Source organism: Bacteroidales bacterium, from assembly GCA_013141385.1.
Taxonomy (GTDB): Bacteria; Bacteroidota; Bacteroidia; order Bacteroidales; family Tenuifilaceae; genus UBA8529.
This window is the reverse complement of record JABFRB010000026.1, coordinates 72500-91324: the sequence shown is the minus strand read 5'-3', so window position 1 is coordinate 91324 and position 18825 is coordinate 72500. Positions and strand designations below refer to the sequence as shown.

Sequence of the window (18825 nt, the reverse complement as noted above, 5' to 3'; positions counted from 1 at the left end):
TTACCTACTCAAATTGCTTTGCTAATCCTTCGTAGGCCTTTTTAAAGGGTTCCATAGGCGCACTGAGTACTCCTGCACCAACCTGACCAACGCCGGGATTTTTATGTGCAACCCCAGTATCGATAAATGGGGTGATATTTTTTTCTATCACCTTTCTTACATCTATACCAGTGGGAGTCCCTCTGAAGTTAAGATAGGGGATTTGGTAAACGTTATTTTCTCCTGCTGTAATTTCATACATATCTAAGGTGTATTGCACAGCATCTTTGGCTGTTCCACCTACGAACTGAACGATTGCTGGAGCAGATGCAATGGCAAATCCACCCAAACCTCCAGTTTCAGTGATGGCGCTGTCTCCAATATCAGGATTTGCATCATCTTTTGTATATCCCGGAAAAAATAAGGCGTCGGGTACTAAGGCTGGGCCAGTAAACCACTGATCGCCTGTACCTGCAAGTTGAATACCAAAATCAGTTCCGTTCCTTGCCATTACCACGGCTACGCTACTGAATGGGATATTACGAGCAGCATCTAAACAGGCTTTAGATGCTGGCATGGAAAGATTCAAGAAGAAATGGTCATTTCCATTAATAAAATTCAAAACCTTAATTGTATCCTCTTTTATTTCACTGGTTTCCACAATTGCAGGTGCCATAGTGCGATAAAGCAATGAAGTCCCAGCTCGATTACGATTGTGTACCTCATCTCCCATGTGAAGTGCCTGTGCAATAATATTTTTCAAATCAACTCTTCCCAACTTTGCTACTGCTGCTTTGAGGATGGGGTACATAATGGTTTCCATCCATTTTAGTTTTTCAATTACCTCTGAACCAAAAGCACCATAGCGTAAAACTTTACCTAAACCTTCGTTCAAAGTGCAATATGCAATATTTCCATAGGTTTCGTTTTTAATAATGAATACCGGCATGGAAGATGAAATAATTCCAGCCATTGGACCCACAGAAGCATGTTCATGACATGGTGCGTACTCAATTTTGCCCGATGATGCAAGTTTTTCAGCCTCTTCGGGATTTGCAGCCATTCCCTCATAAATTAAAGCACCCATTATTGCTCCACGAGTTGGTCCACACATGCGATCCCAAGTAATAGGAGGCCCTGAATGGAGGATTAGGTTCTTCTTCATCCCGGGTATAACATTTAGGGCAATATCTAAACCAACTAAAACGGGCTTTCCGTTTAAAATGATATTGAGAGCCTCTTGGTTCGCCTTATCTATCTTACTTTGATTAGCATCAATAATTCTTGAAGAGTTTTTATCAACATCTACAGGGGGTTTCCAACTAACTTGAACTACTTCAGTACCAACCTTTTCTAGATTGGTTTTGAATGATGCCAATCCAGTGTTAATTACTTTTAATGGTTGATTAAATAAATCATTAATGGCCATATTTTTGTCTTTAAGTACTGTTAATCTTAGGTATAATATCAGCGAATTAGTTTTGCTATTGCGCCAACAAGTTTGCTAGCAGCAACATTCGAAGGCATTACTAATGCCCCAGCCTTTTCCAGTTTGTGAATTACCTCATTCCTATTCTGAGGATCCTGATTGGTGCCAGTAACCGAACATATAAATAATAGTTTAGGCGATATTTCTAAAGCCTTACGAATTACTGGAACTAATTCAGAAGCAGGATCAAGATGAGATCCATAACCTAGAACTACATCCAATAAAATAATAGCAACCTCTTTATTCTCGGCTTCCTCAATTATCCTTTTATTTCGCAATGAAAAATCAATCATAGGATGTGGACGACCAGATGTAAACTCATCTTCACCCATGTCAAGTATAGTATTCCCCTCGCTTTTCCAAAGATTTTTTAGCTGATAATCTGGATTTAAAGGAGCGTTGCTATGAACGTAGCCAATAGTGTCTTTCAGAATCAGTTGAGTTTCATCACACAATGTTCCACCGCTGAATAACCCTCGGATGTATTTGCCCGAACAATTTTTAGCCAACTTTTCACTTTGAGCAAGTATTTCTACATCACGAAGTTCTATTTTATTCAAAGCTTTTTCAACTTCTATGCCTTTGGACAAACTGGCTGCGTAAATTGCCGCCTCTTCCAAATTATGGGCAGGAATTGCCCCAGCATTCCTTAAAGGCTTTGGATTTCCTCCAATTAGAATCGCGATTACTGGTTTTTTAATTTTTTTGATTTCATCGGAAATTTTCTGAAGTACTTCTTCGTGGGGTGGCTTGCTAATCAGTACTATAATTTTGGTTTCTTCATCTTGAGCAAGAGCCTTCATGGCTTCAATAAACATAATGCCACCAACCTCCTTTTTAACATCACGTCCACCAGTACCTATAGCCTGCGAAATACCTGCCCCCTCATTTGAAATCAGCGAACTAACTTCCTGCAAGCCTGTTCCTGATGCTGCTACAATCCCAATGTTTCCTTTCTGAACTACATTTGCAAATGCAAGCGGTATTCCGTTAATAATAGCTGTACCACAATCAGGTCCCATAACCATCAAACCCTTATTTCGTGCAAATTGCTTTAGCTCAATTTCCTCGCTGATACTTACATTATCTGAGAAAAGCATTACATGAAGTCCTTGCTGTAAGGCTTTCATTGCTTCACGTGCTGCATATTTTCCTGCTATTGAGATTAAGGAAAGGTTTGCTCCAGATAATTGTTTCACGGCTTGTTCTAAACTATGTGCCTTAACATCTCCAGTTTCATCGTGTTTGTTGCGAATATCTTTCAGCAATTGATCAACTTTTGCAAAAGCTTTAGAAATAGCTTCTTCCGAAATAGCTTTTATGCTGATAAGTAAATCGGTATCATTCGATTTATCAAAATCAGAAACCATTAACCCAGCTGCATTTAGAATTGCTCTATTCTCCTGTGTGCCCATTACTACTGAGGAATCCTTAATACCTTCCAGTTGATTGAGTTCCTTTGATACAATCATCAGGGAAACAGAATCGTAATAAGCTCCCTTTTTCAAAATACCCTTAACAATCATATAGCAATTTTATATTTAATTGAAAAAATATACCCAGTGAGTAAATCTGCTCCCGAAGTAGCTCCTAGTGAAAACAACTGAACGAGCTCATCTTTAGTAGTAGAAATTTCTGCGTCAAATAGCAAAAATAGAAAATTTTTTAAAATTCGGAAATAATTTGCCTCTTTTGCTTGAAACAAAAACGAAGATGTAAGTAGATTCTGACCTGCAACAGCCTGATAGATGTCGTTTTTTGCTTTATAAAGATTCTTTCTGTATTTGAATTCATTGTAATGCATTCCTAATAGCAGTCCGGCAATAAAATCATCGCCCGAAGGAGTTAAACCATACCCAGTTCCTTTAATAGCTTCAACTCCTTTTATTAATTCTCCGGAAAGTATAAGTTCTTTGCTTCTTAAAGCATTAATCATAAAGGCACGATCAAATCCAGAAGTAAAATTTGCTTCATATTGAGAATTTAGTAGAAAAAGTAAACTTTTTTCCGGGAATTCTTGTGAAAAAAGTATTGGTAATTGAAGTAGATTTTCTTCAAACTTTACCCCATCAATATTTTCAAAATTCAGGCTTGAATCGTATTTATTTATCGAGGATCGATTAATCCTTCGGTCATTAATAATTATCTCTGGAGGAGTAATGGTTAAGTTTATGATAAACTTTAAACTTTGTTCTGGGAGAAAAATTCCATGAGCGGCAAGTAAACTGATTTCTGATGTGATGAAAGCAATTTCATTCGCCTCGTTTACAAAATTGACGACCCTGGTAAACCTGGAATGTACTTTAAAATCTCCAAGTGGAAGAGATTTTCCAGCACAAGGTAAATAGATCGATTCACTATTGTTCATATGAAAATAGTTCAAACTACATACAGCAAAATCAAACTTGTTTAATTAGAAAAGCTGCCATTGGCAGCTTTTCTATCAAAACTTATTATGATAAAATGGGATCTTTACCTCCCATTTTTATCCTTGTTCATTAGATTGTTAATCTAAAACTACCATTACAAACCCCTTAACTACTCTATCGCCGGGTTTAACATTAACCTCTTTTACAGTAGTATTTATAGGAGATAAAATTCTGTTGTGCATTTTCATTGCATCTAAAATCACTAGAATTTCACCTTGCTTTACCTGTTGACCAACCTTAACTTTTACGTCGATGATTGTTCCAGGAATAAAGGCAGTTAATTGTTTATTATCGAGTCTACTTAATGCCATATACAAATTGATTTAGAAGATTCATTTGTTTTTCACTTTACATTTAACCATCCATTCAATTCTAGAATGGAGGAATTCCATGCTTTTTAGTTGGACGGTCAGCAACTTTAGTGCTTGAAACCTCTAAACCATGAAGAAGCAATTTGCGGGTTTCCTTTGGCTCAATTACTGAGTCAATATAACCTCTAGCGGCAGCAACATAAGGATTTGCAAATTTCTCCTTATACTCTTCTACCTTTTGTAGACGCATCTTTTCGGGATCTTTTGCCTCGGTGATTTCCTTGCGGAAAATGATATTCGCAGCACCTTCTGGTCCCATAACAGCAATCTCAGCACCTGGCCATGCAAATACAAAATCAGCACGAAGGTGACGTGAACTCATAGCGATGTAACCACCACCATAAGCTTTACGAAGAATCACGGTCAGTTTTGGAACAGAAGCCTCGCTATATGCGTAAAGTAATTTTGCTCCGTGACGAATTACACCAGCATGTTCCTGATCGATACCTGGAAGGTAACCAGGAAGGTCAACTAATGTACAAAGAGGGATGTTAAATGCATCGCAGTAACGAATAAAACGAGCAGCTTTATCGGAACTGTCAACATCTAGTACACCTGCCATTACAAGTGGCTGATTAGCAACGAAACCCACTGTTTCGCCATTTAGACGACCAAAACCAATTACGATATTTGCAGCCCATTTCTCGTGAATTTCGAAGAAATCAGAATCATCGGCTAGCGCTTTAATAACGTCACGAACGTCATATGGTTGCTTAGGATCGTTTGGAACAATCTTTTCGATATTATATTCTGGTTTAGGCTCTTTTGGTTCAAATTTACGAGCTTTACGCGAGTTGTTCCAAGGAATAAAAGTTATAAGTTTCTTAATCTGCTCGAAACATTCGATTTCGCTTTCTGCATAGAAGTGGGCGTTACCAGTTATTTCAGCATGAACCCTAGCACCGCCAAGATCATCCTGAGATATTTCTTCTCCAAGTACGGACTTAATAACCTCTGGTCCAGTAATAAACATCTTAGAGATTTTATCTACAACAAAAACAAAATCGGTTAATGCTGGTGAATAAACCGCTCCACCAGCGCAAGGCCCTAGTATAACCGAAATTTGAGGAATAATACCACTTGAAAGGGTATTTCTCCAAAAAATTTCGCCGTAACCAGCCAATGAATTAACACCCTCTTGAATACGAGCGCCCCCTGAATCGTTAATACCGATCAATGGGATTCGCATTCTCAAAGCGTAATCCATAATTTTAGTGATTTTTCGAGCATGCATCAAACCCAAGGAACCACCAGCAACGGTAAAATCTTGAGCAAATACTGCTACTGGAGCACTATAAATTGTTCCGGTTCCGATTATAACCCCATCACCATGAAGTATTTTGCCATCCATACCGAAATCACGTGCCTCATGCTCAACAAAGAGATCGTACTCATGAAATGAGTCTTCATCTAACAGGGCTATAACTCGCTCCCTTGCGGTGAGCTTGCCCATTGCTGCTTGCTTTGCAATGGCTTGTTCTCCTCCGCCCTGTAAAACTTCCTCTTTGCGTTTTTGTAATTCTTCAATCTTGCTTTTTAAAGGCATATTATTCTTTGTTAGTTAATAATAAGCTTACCGAAAAGAGATAACAACGGTAAATTCGATTACAACATTACAAAAACTAAGTTAAATACGGAAGAATATATCTCTTTATTTACGATATGTAATGATATAGTGCGGAATATCAATAAATTATATAAAGGAGTTGTGATTAAACTATAATTAATGACCTAATGAGTTTACGGATAAAAGCAACATAACACGCTCCTTTTCCTATGTTTTATTTATCACAATTTGCGATAGGTAAATAAGAGTAAAGTAGTTGAATTTACTGAGAATAAATTTTTTAGATAAAATAGAGTTAAATAGTTGTAAATAAGATTCATTGATTTAATAAAAGTATAAAATAGACGCTATATAGATTAAGCCGTTTTGAGTTTGATAAGAGTTCCGAACTTTTAAACAAGTTCGGACGCTTATCACAGATTTTGTAGGGTATTTACAACTATCGCAAAATGCGATATATTGTTTTTTCTAATTTAAAATTACCCCAAACTCTTTAAACAACCCCAAATTCCTTAAATAAGGGGTTTTAACAGATTTTGGTTGTTTTTTAAATTATTCTTAAAAGAAGAGTTGTGTGGTTCTTAAGCTCTAAATAAACCCCAGAGTTCCGAATTTTTTAAAAAGTTTGGAACTTTTATCAAGAGCAGCAGCGGAATTAAAAGCCGAACATCTGTTCCACGTTAAACTTTTACTAAGGTGCTAAAAACCTGCTTATCTGCGCATCAACCCCAATATTTTTAACCACGTGTTAGGCACTGGCATTTTATTACCTCATTAAATCTTTCATTTCAGCCGATAGTATCACGTCATTTCCTCTAATTATGATTTCAGGTTTTCGCTCTTTTGTTTTAAGATTGATGTCAACTATCACTAATTCCCGAAATTTGTCTGTGAGGTATTGTGTTTCTGATAATTATTTCGTTTCATTTTATAATGCTTGTTTGATGAAAAATATGTTTGTGCCTAACGTTTATTGTATGATTTCGTAATGGATTGCGGATTTCAAACCTATCCCAAAGTTGATGTGGGTGATACCACTCGCAAACCTCTGAAACTCTTATGAATTATACACGTTACTGGCATTCCGTTGTTTATTCTTAATCAAATTAGTTTGTTATATACTTCATTATCCAAACACAGCTAACAAATATATATTATTACTAAGTATTATAAAAAGTGAACTTCCTTTGTTATGGATTAAAGAGTTAATACTCTCGTAAGTCACTTTCAATATATTCAAATTGCCAAATTTTGAATAAAAGTAAATCTATTGGTGGGCTTTCAGGTTCATTTACTATTAGTTCATCAGTTTGCTTTTGACAAGCAACTGCAAGATTATTTTCAGTAAACGAGGTTAATACCTTATAAGCATAACTTGTCCCATTTATGTCAATGGTCATATTAATTGGTGTATCGGATATCTTACTATAAAGTTTTATGCTCTTATACGCTATTGAATCTCCCTTATATTCACGTATATATCCATTTTCAGTGATATCAGCATCAGGTAATATCTTTTTAATAAGCATACGTCGATACCCGACCTTTTGAAAGCGGTTTTTGTAATGAAAAGAACAATAGTTGATACCAATCTCAAGGTCTAATTTTTGAGCCTCATTTATAATTTCCAGTGCAGCCATTTCCGATTCTAAAACAAGAGGACGCTCGGCACTTATAATGATATAATTTCTTATAATCAGTTTGCTCACATTGTGTTGGGTTAACCTTAAATGATGTAAGTTAAGGTTCGTTACACCAACTTCAATCATCTGAGGCAACATAGCAATTATCTTTTCCTTTTCTTCTGGTATTGAAGGTATTTCGATAGTAATAACCGGGATAATGCCCTTGGCCATTTTTACTTTATCGAGGTTGAAACCTGTGGCGCCAATATCAAAGCGAATTTCGTTCAGGTTTTCATTAGCAAGGGCTAATAGTTTTGATTTATCTGCCAGTATTCCATTGGTATACATCCATATATATAAGTTTGAATTACATTTTTGCCGTAATACTTTTAGATATTCAAGTGTTCGGTCAAAATATAAAAGCGGTTCTCCACCACTAAAGCTCACTCCTTTAAACCCGAAATAATTGATGTATTGCGCATAATCGTACGGGTTATTAAAATCTAAGCCTTGAGTTGATGGCAGCTCATCATATTTTTGAGGGGCAGGACAATAAAAACAGTTTGCATTACATTTGTTTGTAATAAATAAGCAACTCCATTTACCTGAACCACATATTTGACAACCTTTGGAAATGTGATTAAGGTACGGTTTAGTCCCCTTAAATAGAGAAGGGGCTATCAGTTTTTCTAAATGACGCGTTCTTTGGTCATTGTAATCGTCTACCAGATATGGGTTTAACCATTTTATTTCGGGATATTCACGGAATTCATTTTTATTATTCGTCAGTAATGAATTCATCCATTTATATTTAGCTTCCATTAAATAATGTTAAATGATGAATATTTGGCATACTAGAATATGCCTTTTGATAAAAAAACTAAGTGTATGAATAACTGAGCTGGAAGCCTTATTGCTCAGAAAAAATATAACGGAACATTAAGAATTCTGCCAAGAGCAAGATAGGCTTATGTATTTTTGTTTTTAAAAACATATACATAATCTAATTAAAGGCGCAATGTGCATTTTTTTATTTCAAATATGGACTATATTTCTTAGTTTCTTACAATGAATGCCAACGTTTGCTGCTAAAAAACGGCGGGGAGTTCGAAGCAGCAATCTTGTCCCTCGTTAAAACTATAATTTAAAAACTAATTAAAAACTTATCTACGCCTCAGCCCCGCTGGATTTTAGCAGCTGTTAGCAGCCGCTATTTATTTAAAAAATTCATCTGTCATCTTATCAAAATGTTGTCTATCCAAGGATATATAAGGGTGTTGGGATTTTTGATTTTTCGCGCAAAATATCGAATGTAGCTTTTCCATCGCTTTGAAAACTGAATCTTTTGTAATCTCAGAAAATTCTAACGATATTTTTGCCTTATTATCAGGAATACTCATCGACTGTAATGAATAAATACTAGAATATTCGAATGGTGAATAGTTTTTATATAAAAGTGATTCCCTGTCAGAAATAAAACTAATATCGATTGAGAAATCAATAGCTCGACTTAATTGCTTGTGAACTAAATTTAAAATCAATATTAAATAAAAAATTGTAGAGAATGGTTGTAAAATAAATAAAAGCCAAATGTCTTGGTCTCCGTATTCTGAAAACTCATAATGAACTAATCCATCTTCAATACTCAATTTTTCATGCATTAAGTGATTATAAGCATCATAGTTATGAAGAGGTATCTCATAAATAATATGAGGTTGGTGACTTACTTTGTTATTATTATGTAAAATGTAGGGTAAAGTACCTTTCTCTTTATTAATTATGATATTAGAACTGATTTGCCTAAAAAGACTAGATTTATTTTGATCAATTAATGATGTTAACTGAAAATCAATTGTCCATTTTGCAAAAGTTTTCATATTGCACTTCACCAAATTAGCACTATCATCAATAAGAGATATTGAAGTTTTGATCGAAGATTTTGAGATAAAAGAAGGTTTCTTACCCAAAGGTGGTCTCTTTATTTCTGGCTCGTCATAAATAATTCTTAAAAGTGCTTCAAAGTCATTGTCAAATGTTAAATCTTTTGTCATATCGTGTGAAATAAATGACTTTAAAAATTTAGGTGCACATTCATCAAATTTTCCATTTCGGCGAATTGGAATAAACTTGTCATTTTCCTGCTTTTCATAGAACTCCTGAGTAATCATTGAATACTCATAACCGACACCTCCAAGTCTATTATCTGCTTTATCTTTATAGTTGGGAGTCATAATTAGCAAAACTTTGTCCGCTTGGTTTACTGACTTTTCCATAAAGTGAGTCATCGATTTACCAGCTTTCAAATCATAACGATCAAGAAATACATGAATTCTGTTGTCAGTAAGCATATCGGCTAAATGAAGAACCCAAACTTTGTGTTCTTCATTATCCCAAGAGTAGGATATGAACACTGTAATTACTTTATCAATTTCACCAATATCTGTCATTGTTGCGTGTTTTTATAGTGGCTGCTAACTCGTTTACATCCACACCAAAGGTGTGTTTATACACCTAGATATGGATGTTAAAACACACCTTTTGGTGTGTTTTATCTCAAAGTTAGCAAAAATTGCTAATCATGGGTTTATACCGCAGTAGAATTATAGAATATCCCTCTTGTTTATTCTATAATTTATGTTGGTAAGGTTGTCCACCATTTCATTTGGCAAAATAAAACTTGAATTTTACCCCCTGCCCCCTTGAAAAAAGGGGGTAAAACAGATTTTCGCATACTCCTTAACTTTCCTTCTAAAAACAAACCCATTTACAATACTCTATTAGCCCTCCTTTTAAGGAGGGTTGGGAGGTTGTTTAAAGGGTTTGGGAGTTGATTTTTCCTTGATGTAAACCCCAGAGCTCTTTTTTACCGTTGATGAATTACCCGTAAGCTAAATTTAGCTATTCTTTTATTTTTTTATTTTTCATAAGCTGAGTGGGATAATTTCCCATTCGTTTGGGAACGAACTGGTGGAAATAGGACTCCATCCAAACGGTTTGGGAGGGGGTTAATTCTTCTGGAAGTCCTTCTAAACCGTTTGGGAGCTAGCTGGTGAAAAAAAGACTCCGTCCAAACGGTTTGGGAAGAGGTTAAATCTCACCAAGGTGTATCAAAACCGTTTGGGAATCATCTGGTGGGGAAAAAGTTCCTCCCGCACGGTTTGGAAGGGATTAAATCTCCCATAGGTAGCATCTAAACAATCCCGAATAGCATACCTTTCTATTATTGGCATAACTTTTGGTCTGTGCCAGACCGCGGGGAACAACCTACCAGTAGCGGAAGGGCACGGAAATATCCCCGCAAAAATATTCACCTTTAAAATACAATTATATCATTAAATCACGTTTTACTGGCAACAGTAAATACAATGTTTAACCAAAAATTTACAGCTATGATTAGTACCGTAAACTTTTCACTTTTCCCAAGCGATGAGCTTTTTACCTTTACCAAGGGAGCATTAACCATTGTGGAGGAGAAACGATCAAAAATTCCAACGTTGGTTCCCTTTCTGGATAAGGCCAACCAGCAGCTTTCCCTTTACCAGAATGCCCTTGAGCGGGCCAGGAAGAACCCCTACACCCAGCTGCTGGCCGAGAAGGATGCCCTTCGCGATGCCTCATTTTTGGTGCTACGTACCTACACGGAGGCAATGAGCCACCGAACCAAGGAAGGGTGGTCGTACGCATCATCAAAAATACTTGAGGTAATCCGCCGCCATGGATGGAGTGCTGCCGCAATGGGCTATAAGGCAGAATCGGCAGCAATAAATAATATCACCTCCGAGCTGCGGGGCAAATGCGCTACCGAAATCACATTCCTAAACGCCGAGGAGTTTCTTGCCGAGCTGGAAGCCGATCAGAAGGTATTTGAGGAAACCTCCCACCAGAACGTAAAGAGTGCCCCAACCAACGAGCTTACAATATGGGATGTACGCCCCTCATTAACAAACTCATTAAAATCGCTTTTCACGTTTATCTCGCTGCTCAACTCATCCGCACCTACTCGTGATCTTACGGATCTTGAAACGGTGCTTAGCGAGCTAATTGTCCGTTCGCTGGCTACGGTGAAAGCTGCTGATACCCGCTCTGAGAGTCCGAAGAAGAGCTCCACATCCCATGAGGTGGCTAGCGAGCAGGAAACGGTTAATTAGGGGTTATCCTGTTCCTATTTTGTTTGAGCGAAGCCGTAAAGCTTCGCTTTTTGCTGTTTATATGTTAGAGTTTTGTTGCAGTTATGGTTCTGTGGGGTGTTTATAGCTATCGCAAAATGCGATATATTTTGAAGGGTTATTCAAGAAATTATTAATAAACCTCCCAACTCTCCTTAAGAAGGAGGGCTAATTGAGTTTTGGAGTTGGGGTTGTTTTTAGAAGGAAGTTAAAGAGTATGCGAGAATCTGTTTTACCCCCTATTTTAGGGGGAAGGGGGTAAATTAAAAGAATAACCTCCCAAGAAGGTGTCCAGAAAGTTGGAAAGAACTTAAACGCAAAGTGTACTTATAGCTATCGCAAAATGCGATATATTTTGAATGGTTATTTACGAAAATTTTAATAAACCTCCCAACCCTCCTTAAGAAGGAGGGCTAATTGAGTTTTGGAAATGGGGTTGTTTTTTAGGAATGGGTTGAAAGAAATCAATGTTTATAAGGGAATCTGTTTTACCCCCTATTTTTAGGAGGCAGGGGGTAAATTTTTCGAACTTTTTAAAAAGTTATGAACTCTCGTCAAACTCAAAACAACTTAATCTATATAATGTCTAATCTTAATTTATTTATTAACTTACTGGCATGCAAGCATTATTAATAGGGTATAGTGATAGTTCATTTAATTCTTTGAGGAGCAACCTCATAAATTTAAGCGAGGATTGCTCAATGGAATTAGTGCATAATATACGCCTTAATATCAAGAAAATAAGGGCTTTGCTAGATGCTCTAGATTATAGGGATAATTCTTCAAACTATATCCTTATTATGAAAAAGGTAAATTCACTTTTTGCCCGTTTGGGTTACCTCCGTGATGCTCAGGTTCAGGTGTCTCTTTTAGAGTTTTACAGAGAAAGGGTAGGAGAGGAGGTTGATGATATTATAGACAATATAAATAAGAGGAAGAAGAAGATAAATAGTAATCTTAAAAAAAAGATCCGAAAATTAAATCCTTTTGATATCACACTTCTGAATCAACGATTTGATGAAACAATTGAATGCCTTGATAATGAAAATCTAGAAGAAAAATTTCAACGAAAAGTGGAGCAGGGTTTCAATCAGGTTATTGAGTTAATCAGTGATAGCACTGATGAGGATGTGCTTCACCGTATTCGAATTCTTCTTAAAGAGTTGACATTTAATCTTTCAATAATGAAAAAGGCTAAGGTGAAAACGAAATACAATTCAACATTTTCAGTACTTCTTAACAGTATTCACAAAAAACTTGGCAATTGGCACGATCTCTTTGTGTTTTTGAGTTTAATCAATGAAATTGACGATTGTTGTGGACGAGCCATCAATTTATTACAAATTGTTGAATCTGATAAAGGGTTAATTCATCAGGAAATCGTTGAGGATTTAAAGAAATTGAGAGGAATCAAACCAAAAAAAACAAAAAGGGGAGATATATAAAACTCCCCCTTCTCATCAGCCCTAAAATCAAATCTAAACCTAGTTATCCATATCGTTTGAATCATCAATTTTAATATCACGGCGTTGCTTGTAATCGTTTATCCGGTACGAAAAACCAACGAAAACAATCTGACTTTCATGTCTCTCCATTTGATATATTGAGTAGGGATCGCCAGATTCGGTAGTGCCATAAGTTGTTGATCTGGACTTTCTTGAGTTGAAAACATCGCTTACCCTTACAGTTATGGTTCCCTTATTTTTAAGAATACTATAACGTAAGCCCAGATCGACCCAGTAAATTTCTTTAGATTTACCTTGACCTCCATCTCCGCCACCGCCAGGTCCATGGTTTCCACCACCACTTACGCCTGTAATAACAGGACTCCTGTAGTTTCCGTTAATTTGTAATTCAAGGTTTTTCGATAAGGTGAATGATGAATTAATCTTAGCGGTCCAGCTATTACTCTCGCTTGCACTTTGGGAAATAGTATTATAATCATAGCCATCGAGTTTAGCTTTAAAGAAACTGAAACTTCCATTAGCCCTAAACCAGCTCGTAAATGTTTTTGATGCAACTATTTCAACCCCAAGCATTGATCCACTAGATAAATTTGTATAGGTTGATTTTGTAGTATCAGTTCCTTCGGTTGGACCAGAAACAATATCTACTATTTGCGTTATTTTATCAACAGTGCGACGGTAGAATAAGGTTGTATTAATGCTCGATTTCTCAAGGGTTAACGAATGTCCTAACTCGTATGAACTCGTATATTCGGGTTTTAAGTATGGATTACCATAGCTAATATTATAGATATTTTCTTGATCTACAAATGGATTTAAAACCCTCCCAGATGGTCTATTTACCCTTTTACTATATGAAACCTGAACGGCATTTTTTTTATTAATATCCCACTTTAAATGGGCGCTTGGAAAGTAATTAAACAAAGAAACGTTTATTTTTTTATTTTGAGTCTCTTGTTCTATTGTCTTTAGCTGATCCTCAATTCTAATACCTCCTTGATAACTAATCGGGCCAATTGTATTTGAGTAAATAGCATATCCTGCATATACTTGATCTTTCAAGATGAAGAGATTTGAAAGATTTGATGTATCAGCCCAAACTGTTGGTGGTGTTATAAGGTTTAAGTATAAATAGTCTGCTCTTTGGTTTCTTATTATTCCTTTTATCCCGGTTTCAATTCTTCCGCCATTTCCTATTGGAGTTACAAAGTCGGATTGAAATGTTAAGGATTTATTATTTCCATCGGTATTAGACTTGTCTTGCTTTAAAGTACCTTCACGAAACATATTTTGATCTGAATTCCTTTCATATGCTGAATATTGAATATCTGTGGTGAACTCTCTACCCTGAGTATCAAATGTTTTCTTATAGTTCAAAGTAAGTTCTTTGCCGTTCATTTTATTCATCTCTTTCGTGCTTTGATCTAATAGAGGTAGGTTATTAAAGAGGGTAATAGCATTTTCATCTCCATTAAAGTTTCTATCGCTTAAAGAACCCGCAAGGGATAATGTGTTCTTGTTGTTGATAAAGTAATCAATGCCTCCTCTAAAATTGTTTGATAAGCCATTTCTGTTATCGTTTTGATTTTCGGTCTGGTTTCCAGCAATTGTTGTCCTGTCGCTAAAACCGCTACCAGTTGAGTAAAAATGGCGATAATCAAAATTTCCAAAAAAGTTTAATTTGCCTTTACGAACATTCATATTTACTGTTCCAGAATATTTATTGCCAGTACCGGCATTTAAATTAACCATACCATGATATCCTGGAGTTTTCTTCTTCTTTAATACAATATTCAATATCCCCGACATCCCATCAGGGTCATATCGTACAGAAGGGTTGGTAATAACTTCAACACTTTGTATAATGCTTGCAGGTAACTCATCGAGACTTACAATTTGGGAGGGTTTGCCATCTACAAGAATGGTTAAATTAGTACTGCCTCTTAGACTAACATTCCCTTGAACGTCAACCTCAACCGATGGAATATTCCTCATAATGTCTAGTGCAGTCCCTCCTTCGGCATTTATAGTTCTATCAACGTTTATTACCTTTTTATCCAGATTAGTTTGAAGCATCGATTTTTGACCAGTTACCACTATACCCTCCATATTTTGTGACGCAGGTTTAAGTTTAACTGCTTCAATTGTTACTTCTGGTTGCTTGGGGCTTATCATTACATTATTCATTCGATTGTTTTTATATCCAATAAACTTGAAATCAACGTAATATCTTCCAAAAGGCACTTTGTCAATCGAAAAATTTCCCTTCATATCTGTTACCCCACCAGTAACCATGGATGAATCGCGCATTTTATACAGAATAACATTTGCGTATTCAACAGGTAAGTTTGTTGTTTCATCTATAACAGAACCCTTAAATGTGCCAAATCCACTATCCATTGACATTCTACCGCTCCCTTGCTGCATTCTCTGTTGACCATCATGTTGTTGCGCTGTAGCGTAAATAGAGCATAATAACAGAGTGATTGATGCGGTTGTAAATAAAATTCTTTTCATCCGAATAAAATTTATGTTAAGTATGTAATTGGTTGTTTCCCAATATTTTTTAAAAACGATAATTATTTACAGTGATGGAACACCCATACTTTATTGACTTCGTCGAACTCGTAAACTCGGTTCATTCGTGTTTGTGCTAGCGACCTAACATGGGTGTTTCATTGATTGTTTTATTTTTTGATTAAAGACCAATTTGGAACATTATTATGACACTAAGGTTTAATATAACTTGTGCTGATTCATCAAAAATTATTGGATATTCACAAAAGGAAACTTAGGTGGATTTTAAATGTATTGCTTATCGTTACAGTAAGTACATTGCTTTCAATGGGTTGATTTTCCTATTATGCATGTGAATAGCAATGTAATTATTTTAGATAAGTTTGAATCAAGTTGAAAGGAAATTAGAAATAGTTATACCATAAACTTTGAAAAGGTTAGTAAATTATGTGCTGATATTATTGGCACAGATAATAAAAAAAGGCCTCCATGTGGAAGCCTTTCTATTTCAAAAAACTAGACTCTAGAATTTATAAATATTATCTGCAATCAGCTTATCAGCAATACGACGACGAGCATCTTTGGTGTTTACACCAGCAACATGGGTAAGAGTCTTGATAGCCTTATTTAATTTATCAGCCTCTTCGCCTTCGATGCTACTGTAAATTGCATCTTTAGCATTCTTGCGAATGTTATTTGATGCATCGTAAATAAATACATCAAGAATATCTCTGTTAACAGAGTTTGCACCTTTTAAACCTTCCAACTTCTGAATTCTTAACGCTAATGATTCAGCAATATAAAGTTCCATAATCATATTCGAAAGGTTGTTAACCACCTCTTGCTCGTTCATAAATTTCTTACCAAGAGTTTTGTTAGTACTGTAAATGGCTAACATGACGGCTTTCTTGTAGTTCTTTATATAACGAAGTTTTTGCTCAAAGTAATTTTCACCTGCTTTTGCACTATCATTAATTGCATCAAGGTTATTGTATAGTGCTTCGGCTGGTCCAAATAGGTCGTATTCACCTTTTAAAGCACGTTTGGTAGCACTTTCAACTACAAGTAAACGGTTAATTTCGTTGGTTCCTTCGAAGATACGGTTGATGCGTGAATCGCGGTAACCTTTGTCGACATTCATTTCAGCAGAATACCCCATGCCACCATGAACCTGAACACCCTCATCAACAACATAATCCAACATCTCAGAGCCATATACCTTTAGAATTGCATCCTCAACCGCATAATGGCTAATGGCGTCAATTGAAGCACGACCATAATCGCAACCTTCGGTTTTATACTGATCTAATAGAATATCAACATCTTTACTTACACGATATATTGCAGACTCATGAGCGTAAACTTTAATTACCATTTGGGCAAGCTTGTGCTTAATTGAACCGAAGGTAGAAATTAGAGAATTAAACTGTTTGCGCTCATTCGAATATTTAACTGTATCTGAAATGGTTTGCTTTGCAGCACCAATCACGTTAGCACCAAGTTTCATACGACCCATATGTAAAATACTTAGGGCAATTCTGAAACCTTCACCACGAACACCAATCATATTCTCAACTGGAACTTTTACATCGTTATAGTAGATTTGAGTTGTTGATGAACCTTTAATACCCATCTTGTGCTCATCTGGTCCAATTACAACGCCAGGCCAACTACTTTCTACAATAAAAGCACTCAAAATACGGTCGGTATCTATCTTTGCGAAAACCACTTGAGTATCGCAGAAACCACCATTGGTAATCCACATTTTTTGTCCATTAAGGATATAGTGTTTACCATCTTCTGATAGTTTTGCATTGGTTTTACCTGAGTTAGCATCGCTACCAGCTCCTGGCTCAGTTAAACAGTATGCACCAATTAACTCACCTGTTGCAAGACGTGAAACGTATTTTTCGCGTTGATTCTCGTTACCATAGTACATAATTGGCATAGTACCAATACCGCAATGGCACATGTAAGCAACAGAGAATGAATAACCAGCACCAGTTGTTTCAGCAACGAGCATCTGTGTTGTAAAATCTTGCCCAAAACCATTGTACTGCTCAGGAATGGCAACTCCTAACATTCCTAGTTCACCTGCTTTTTGTAAGAGGGTTTTCATTAAAACTCTATCACCCTTTTCTGTTTTTTCAAGATTTGGATAAACTTCAGCTTCAAGGAAATCGCGACAAGTTTGAGCAATCATTCTTTGCTCTTCGTTGAAATCTTCAGGAATAAAAATGCTATTGGCATCAACATCTTTCACTAAGAATTCGCCACTCTTAAGTTTAACTGTACTTTCCATTAGTTTAGGTTATTTTGTTTTTTATAATTCAAGTGAAATTGCAATTAACTCAGCAATATCATAATTCTTAATCTCCTCCTCTTTGTTCTTGTATTTCAGACCATCAGTCATCATAGTCATACAGAAAGGACAGGCTGTTGCGATTATTTTAGGGTTGGTTTTGAGGGCATCCTCAGTTCTTTCAATGAAAACCTCCTTGTTCCCTTTTTCTGCTTCTTTAAACATTTGAGCACCACCAGCACCACAACAAAGAGCGAAACTCTTATTCCTATCCATCTCAACGTAGTTTGTTGTAAGAGATTTAAGGATTGAACGTGGTTCATCGTAAATATCATTTGATCTTCCTAAATAGCATGGATCATGGTAGGTTATTCTATTGTTCTTAAGTTTGGATGCATCTAACTTTAGTTTACCTTCATCCATAAACTTATCGAGTAACTGGACGTAGCTGATTACCTCGCAATTTCCGCCTAAATCGGGGTATTCGTTTTTGAAGATATTAAAGCAATGAGGGCAAATTGTAATAATCTTTTTAACCTCATACATCTTAAATAGTTCGATATTTTGAAGAGCCTGCATCTGATAAAGCATCTCATTTCCAGCCCTACGTGCAGGATCGCCAGTACATGACTCCTCTTTACCAAGAACTGCAAAGCTAACATTTAGGTGTGTTAGTATTTTTGTAAAAGCTCTGGCCACCTTCTTATACCTATCATCGTAAGCCCCAGCACAGCCAACCCAGAATAGATATTCGGGTTTCTCACCCCTCCCAAAAAGGTCTGCCATTACTGGAATCTCTATTTTACGTGTTTCCATTTATTCATTGTTTGTTAATTGTGAAAACGTGCCTCGAGTTGATTATTAAACTATTAATTATTTAAACATTGTCTTATTGATCCATTGACACATTGGCA

13 protein-coding genes are annotated in these 18825 nt (G+C 36.2%); 2 read left to right on the top strand and 11 right to left on the bottom strand.

Translation table 11 applies throughout. The annotated features are described in order from the left end of the window. Positions 1 to 4 precede the first annotated feature (4 nt). The 8 genes from HOO91_15835 to HOO91_15800 all read right to left on the bottom strand — a co-directional run bounded on the left by HOO91_15835 (position 5) and on the right by HOO91_15800 (position 11078). Complete coding sequence (locus tag HOO91_15835; protein NOU19027.1) at positions 5 to 1408, bottom strand: DUF1116 domain-containing protein; 1404 nt, start codon at positions 1406 to 1408, stop codon at positions 5 to 7. Between the two features lie 38 nt (positions 1409 to 1446). Continuing rightward, positions 1447 to 2994: an acyl-CoA synthetase FdrA gene (fdrA, locus tag HOO91_15830; protein ID NOU19026.1), complete on the bottom strand. Its 1548-nt coding sequence runs from the start codon at positions 2992 to 2994 to the stop codon at positions 1447 to 1449. Then, positions 2991 to 3836 (bottom strand): DUF2877 domain-containing protein, encoded by an 846-nt coding sequence (locus HOO91_15825; protein ID NOU19025.1) that lies wholly within the window; start codon positions 3834 to 3836, stop codon positions 2991 to 2993. Before HOO91_15825 ends, fdrA begins: the two co-directional genes overlap by 4 nt. Positions 3837 to 3974: 138 nt before the next feature. Then, positions 3975 to 4208, bottom strand: coding sequence for a biotin/lipoyl-binding protein (locus HOO91_15820; protein NOU19024.1), 234 nt, complete (start codon positions 4206 to 4208; stop codon positions 3975 to 3977). Positions 4209 to 4269: 61 nt separating this feature from the next. Next, the gene (locus HOO91_15815; GenBank protein ID NOU19023.1) at positions 4270 to 5814 is read right to left on the bottom strand and encodes an acyl-CoA carboxylase subunit beta; all 1545 of its coding nucleotides are present in this window, start codon (positions 5812 to 5814) and stop codon (positions 4270 to 4272) included. Between the two features lie 1226 nt (positions 5815 to 7040). Continuing rightward, the gene (locus tag HOO91_15810; protein ID NOU19022.1) at positions 7041 to 8261 is read right to left on the bottom strand and encodes a radical SAM protein; all 1221 of its coding nucleotides are present in this window, start codon (positions 8259 to 8261) and stop codon (positions 7041 to 7043) included. Between the two features lie 413 nt (positions 8262 to 8674). Beyond that, positions 8675 to 9907, bottom strand: coding sequence for a toll/interleukin-1 receptor domain-containing protein (locus HOO91_15805; GenBank protein NOU19021.1), 1233 nt, complete (start codon positions 9905 to 9907; stop codon positions 8675 to 8677). A gap of 994 nt (positions 9908 to 10901) precedes the next feature. Next, positions 10902 to 11078: a hypothetical protein gene (locus HOO91_15800; GenBank protein NOU19020.1), complete on the bottom strand. Its 177-nt coding sequence runs from the start codon at positions 11076 to 11078 to the stop codon at positions 10902 to 10904. Between the two features lie 29 nt (positions 11079 to 11107). Between HOO91_15800 and HOO91_15795 the strand changes: the two genes are divergently transcribed. Further along, complete coding sequence (locus HOO91_15795) at positions 11108 to 11608, top strand: hypothetical protein (GenBank protein NOU19019.1); 501 nt, start codon at positions 11108 to 11110, stop codon at positions 11606 to 11608. 635 nt (positions 11609 to 12243) lie between these two features. Then, positions 12244 to 13071 (top strand): CHAD domain-containing protein, encoded by an 828-nt coding sequence (locus HOO91_15790; GenBank protein ID NOU19018.1) that lies wholly within the window; start codon positions 12244 to 12246, stop codon positions 13069 to 13071. 39 nt (positions 13072 to 13110) lie between these two features. Here HOO91_15790 and HOO91_15785 read toward each other — a convergent pair whose 3' ends face one another. The 3 genes from HOO91_15785 to HOO91_15775 form a co-directional block, all read right to left on the bottom strand. Next, a complete protein-coding gene (locus HOO91_15785; protein NOU19017.1) occupies positions 13111 to 15609 on the bottom strand; it encodes a TonB-dependent receptor in 2499 nt (832 codons plus the stop codon). A gap of 523 nt (positions 15610 to 16132) precedes the next feature. After that, on the bottom strand, positions 16133 to 17911 hold the full coding sequence (locus HOO91_15780; GenBank protein NOU19016.1) for an acyl-CoA dehydrogenase: 1779 nt from the start codon (positions 17909 to 17911) through the stop codon (positions 16133 to 16135). Positions 17912 to 17932: 21 nt separating this feature from the next. Further along, on the bottom strand, positions 17933 to 18697 hold the full coding sequence (locus HOO91_15775) for a (Fe-S)-binding protein (protein ID NOU19015.1): 765 nt from the start codon (positions 18695 to 18697) through the stop codon (positions 17933 to 17935). Positions 18698 to 18825 lie beyond the last annotated feature (128 nt).

What these genes read in the sequence shown, in the direction of transcription:
- HOO91_15835 (NOU19027.1), bottom strand. Translation starts at nt 1,408, where the DNA reads ATGGCCATTAATGATTTATTTAATCAACCATTAAAAGTAATTAACACT.
- fdrA (NOU19026.1), bottom strand. Translation starts at nt 2,994, where the DNA reads ATGATTGTTAAGGGTATTTTGAAAAAGGGAGCTTATTACGATTCTGTT.
- HOO91_15825 (NOU19025.1), bottom strand. Translation starts at nt 3,836, where the DNA reads ATGAACAATAGTGAATCGATCTATTTACCTTGTGCTGGAAAATCTCTT.
- HOO91_15820 (NOU19024.1), bottom strand. Translation starts at nt 4,208, where the DNA reads ATGGCATTAAGTAGACTCGATAATAAACAATTAACTGCCTTTATTCCT.
- HOO91_15815 (NOU19023.1), bottom strand. Translation starts at nt 5,814, where the DNA reads ATGCCTTTAAAAAGCAAGATTGAAGAATTACAAAAACGCAAAGAGGAA.
- HOO91_15810 (NOU19022.1), bottom strand. Translation starts at nt 8,261, where the DNA reads ATGAATTCATTACTGACGAATAATAAAAATGAATTCCGTGAATATCCC.
- HOO91_15805 (NOU19021.1), bottom strand. Translation starts at nt 9,907, where the DNA reads ATGACAGATATTGGTGAAATTGATAAAGTAATTACAGTGTTCATATCC.
- HOO91_15800 (NOU19020.1), bottom strand. Translation starts at nt 11,078, where the DNA reads ATGAGGCATCGCGAAGGGCATCCTTCTCGGCCAGCAGCTGGGTGTAGG.
- HOO91_15795 (NOU19019.1), top strand. Translation starts at nt 11,108, where the DNA reads ATGAGCCACCGAACCAAGGAAGGGTGGTCGTACGCATCATCAAAAATA.
- HOO91_15790 (NOU19018.1), top strand. Translation starts at nt 12,244, where the DNA reads ATGCAAGCATTATTAATAGGGTATAGTGATAGTTCATTTAATTCTTTG.
- HOO91_15785 (NOU19017.1), bottom strand. Translation starts at nt 15,609, where the DNA reads ATGAAAAGAATTTTATTTACAACCGCATCAATCACTCTGTTATTATGC.
- HOO91_15780 (NOU19016.1), bottom strand. Translation starts at nt 17,911, where the DNA reads ATGGAAAGTACAGTTAAACTTAAGAGTGGCGAATTCTTAGTGAAAGAT.
- HOO91_15775 (NOU19015.1), bottom strand. Translation starts at nt 18,697, where the DNA reads ATGGCAGACCTTTTTGGGAGGGGTGAGAAACCCGAATATCTATTCTGG.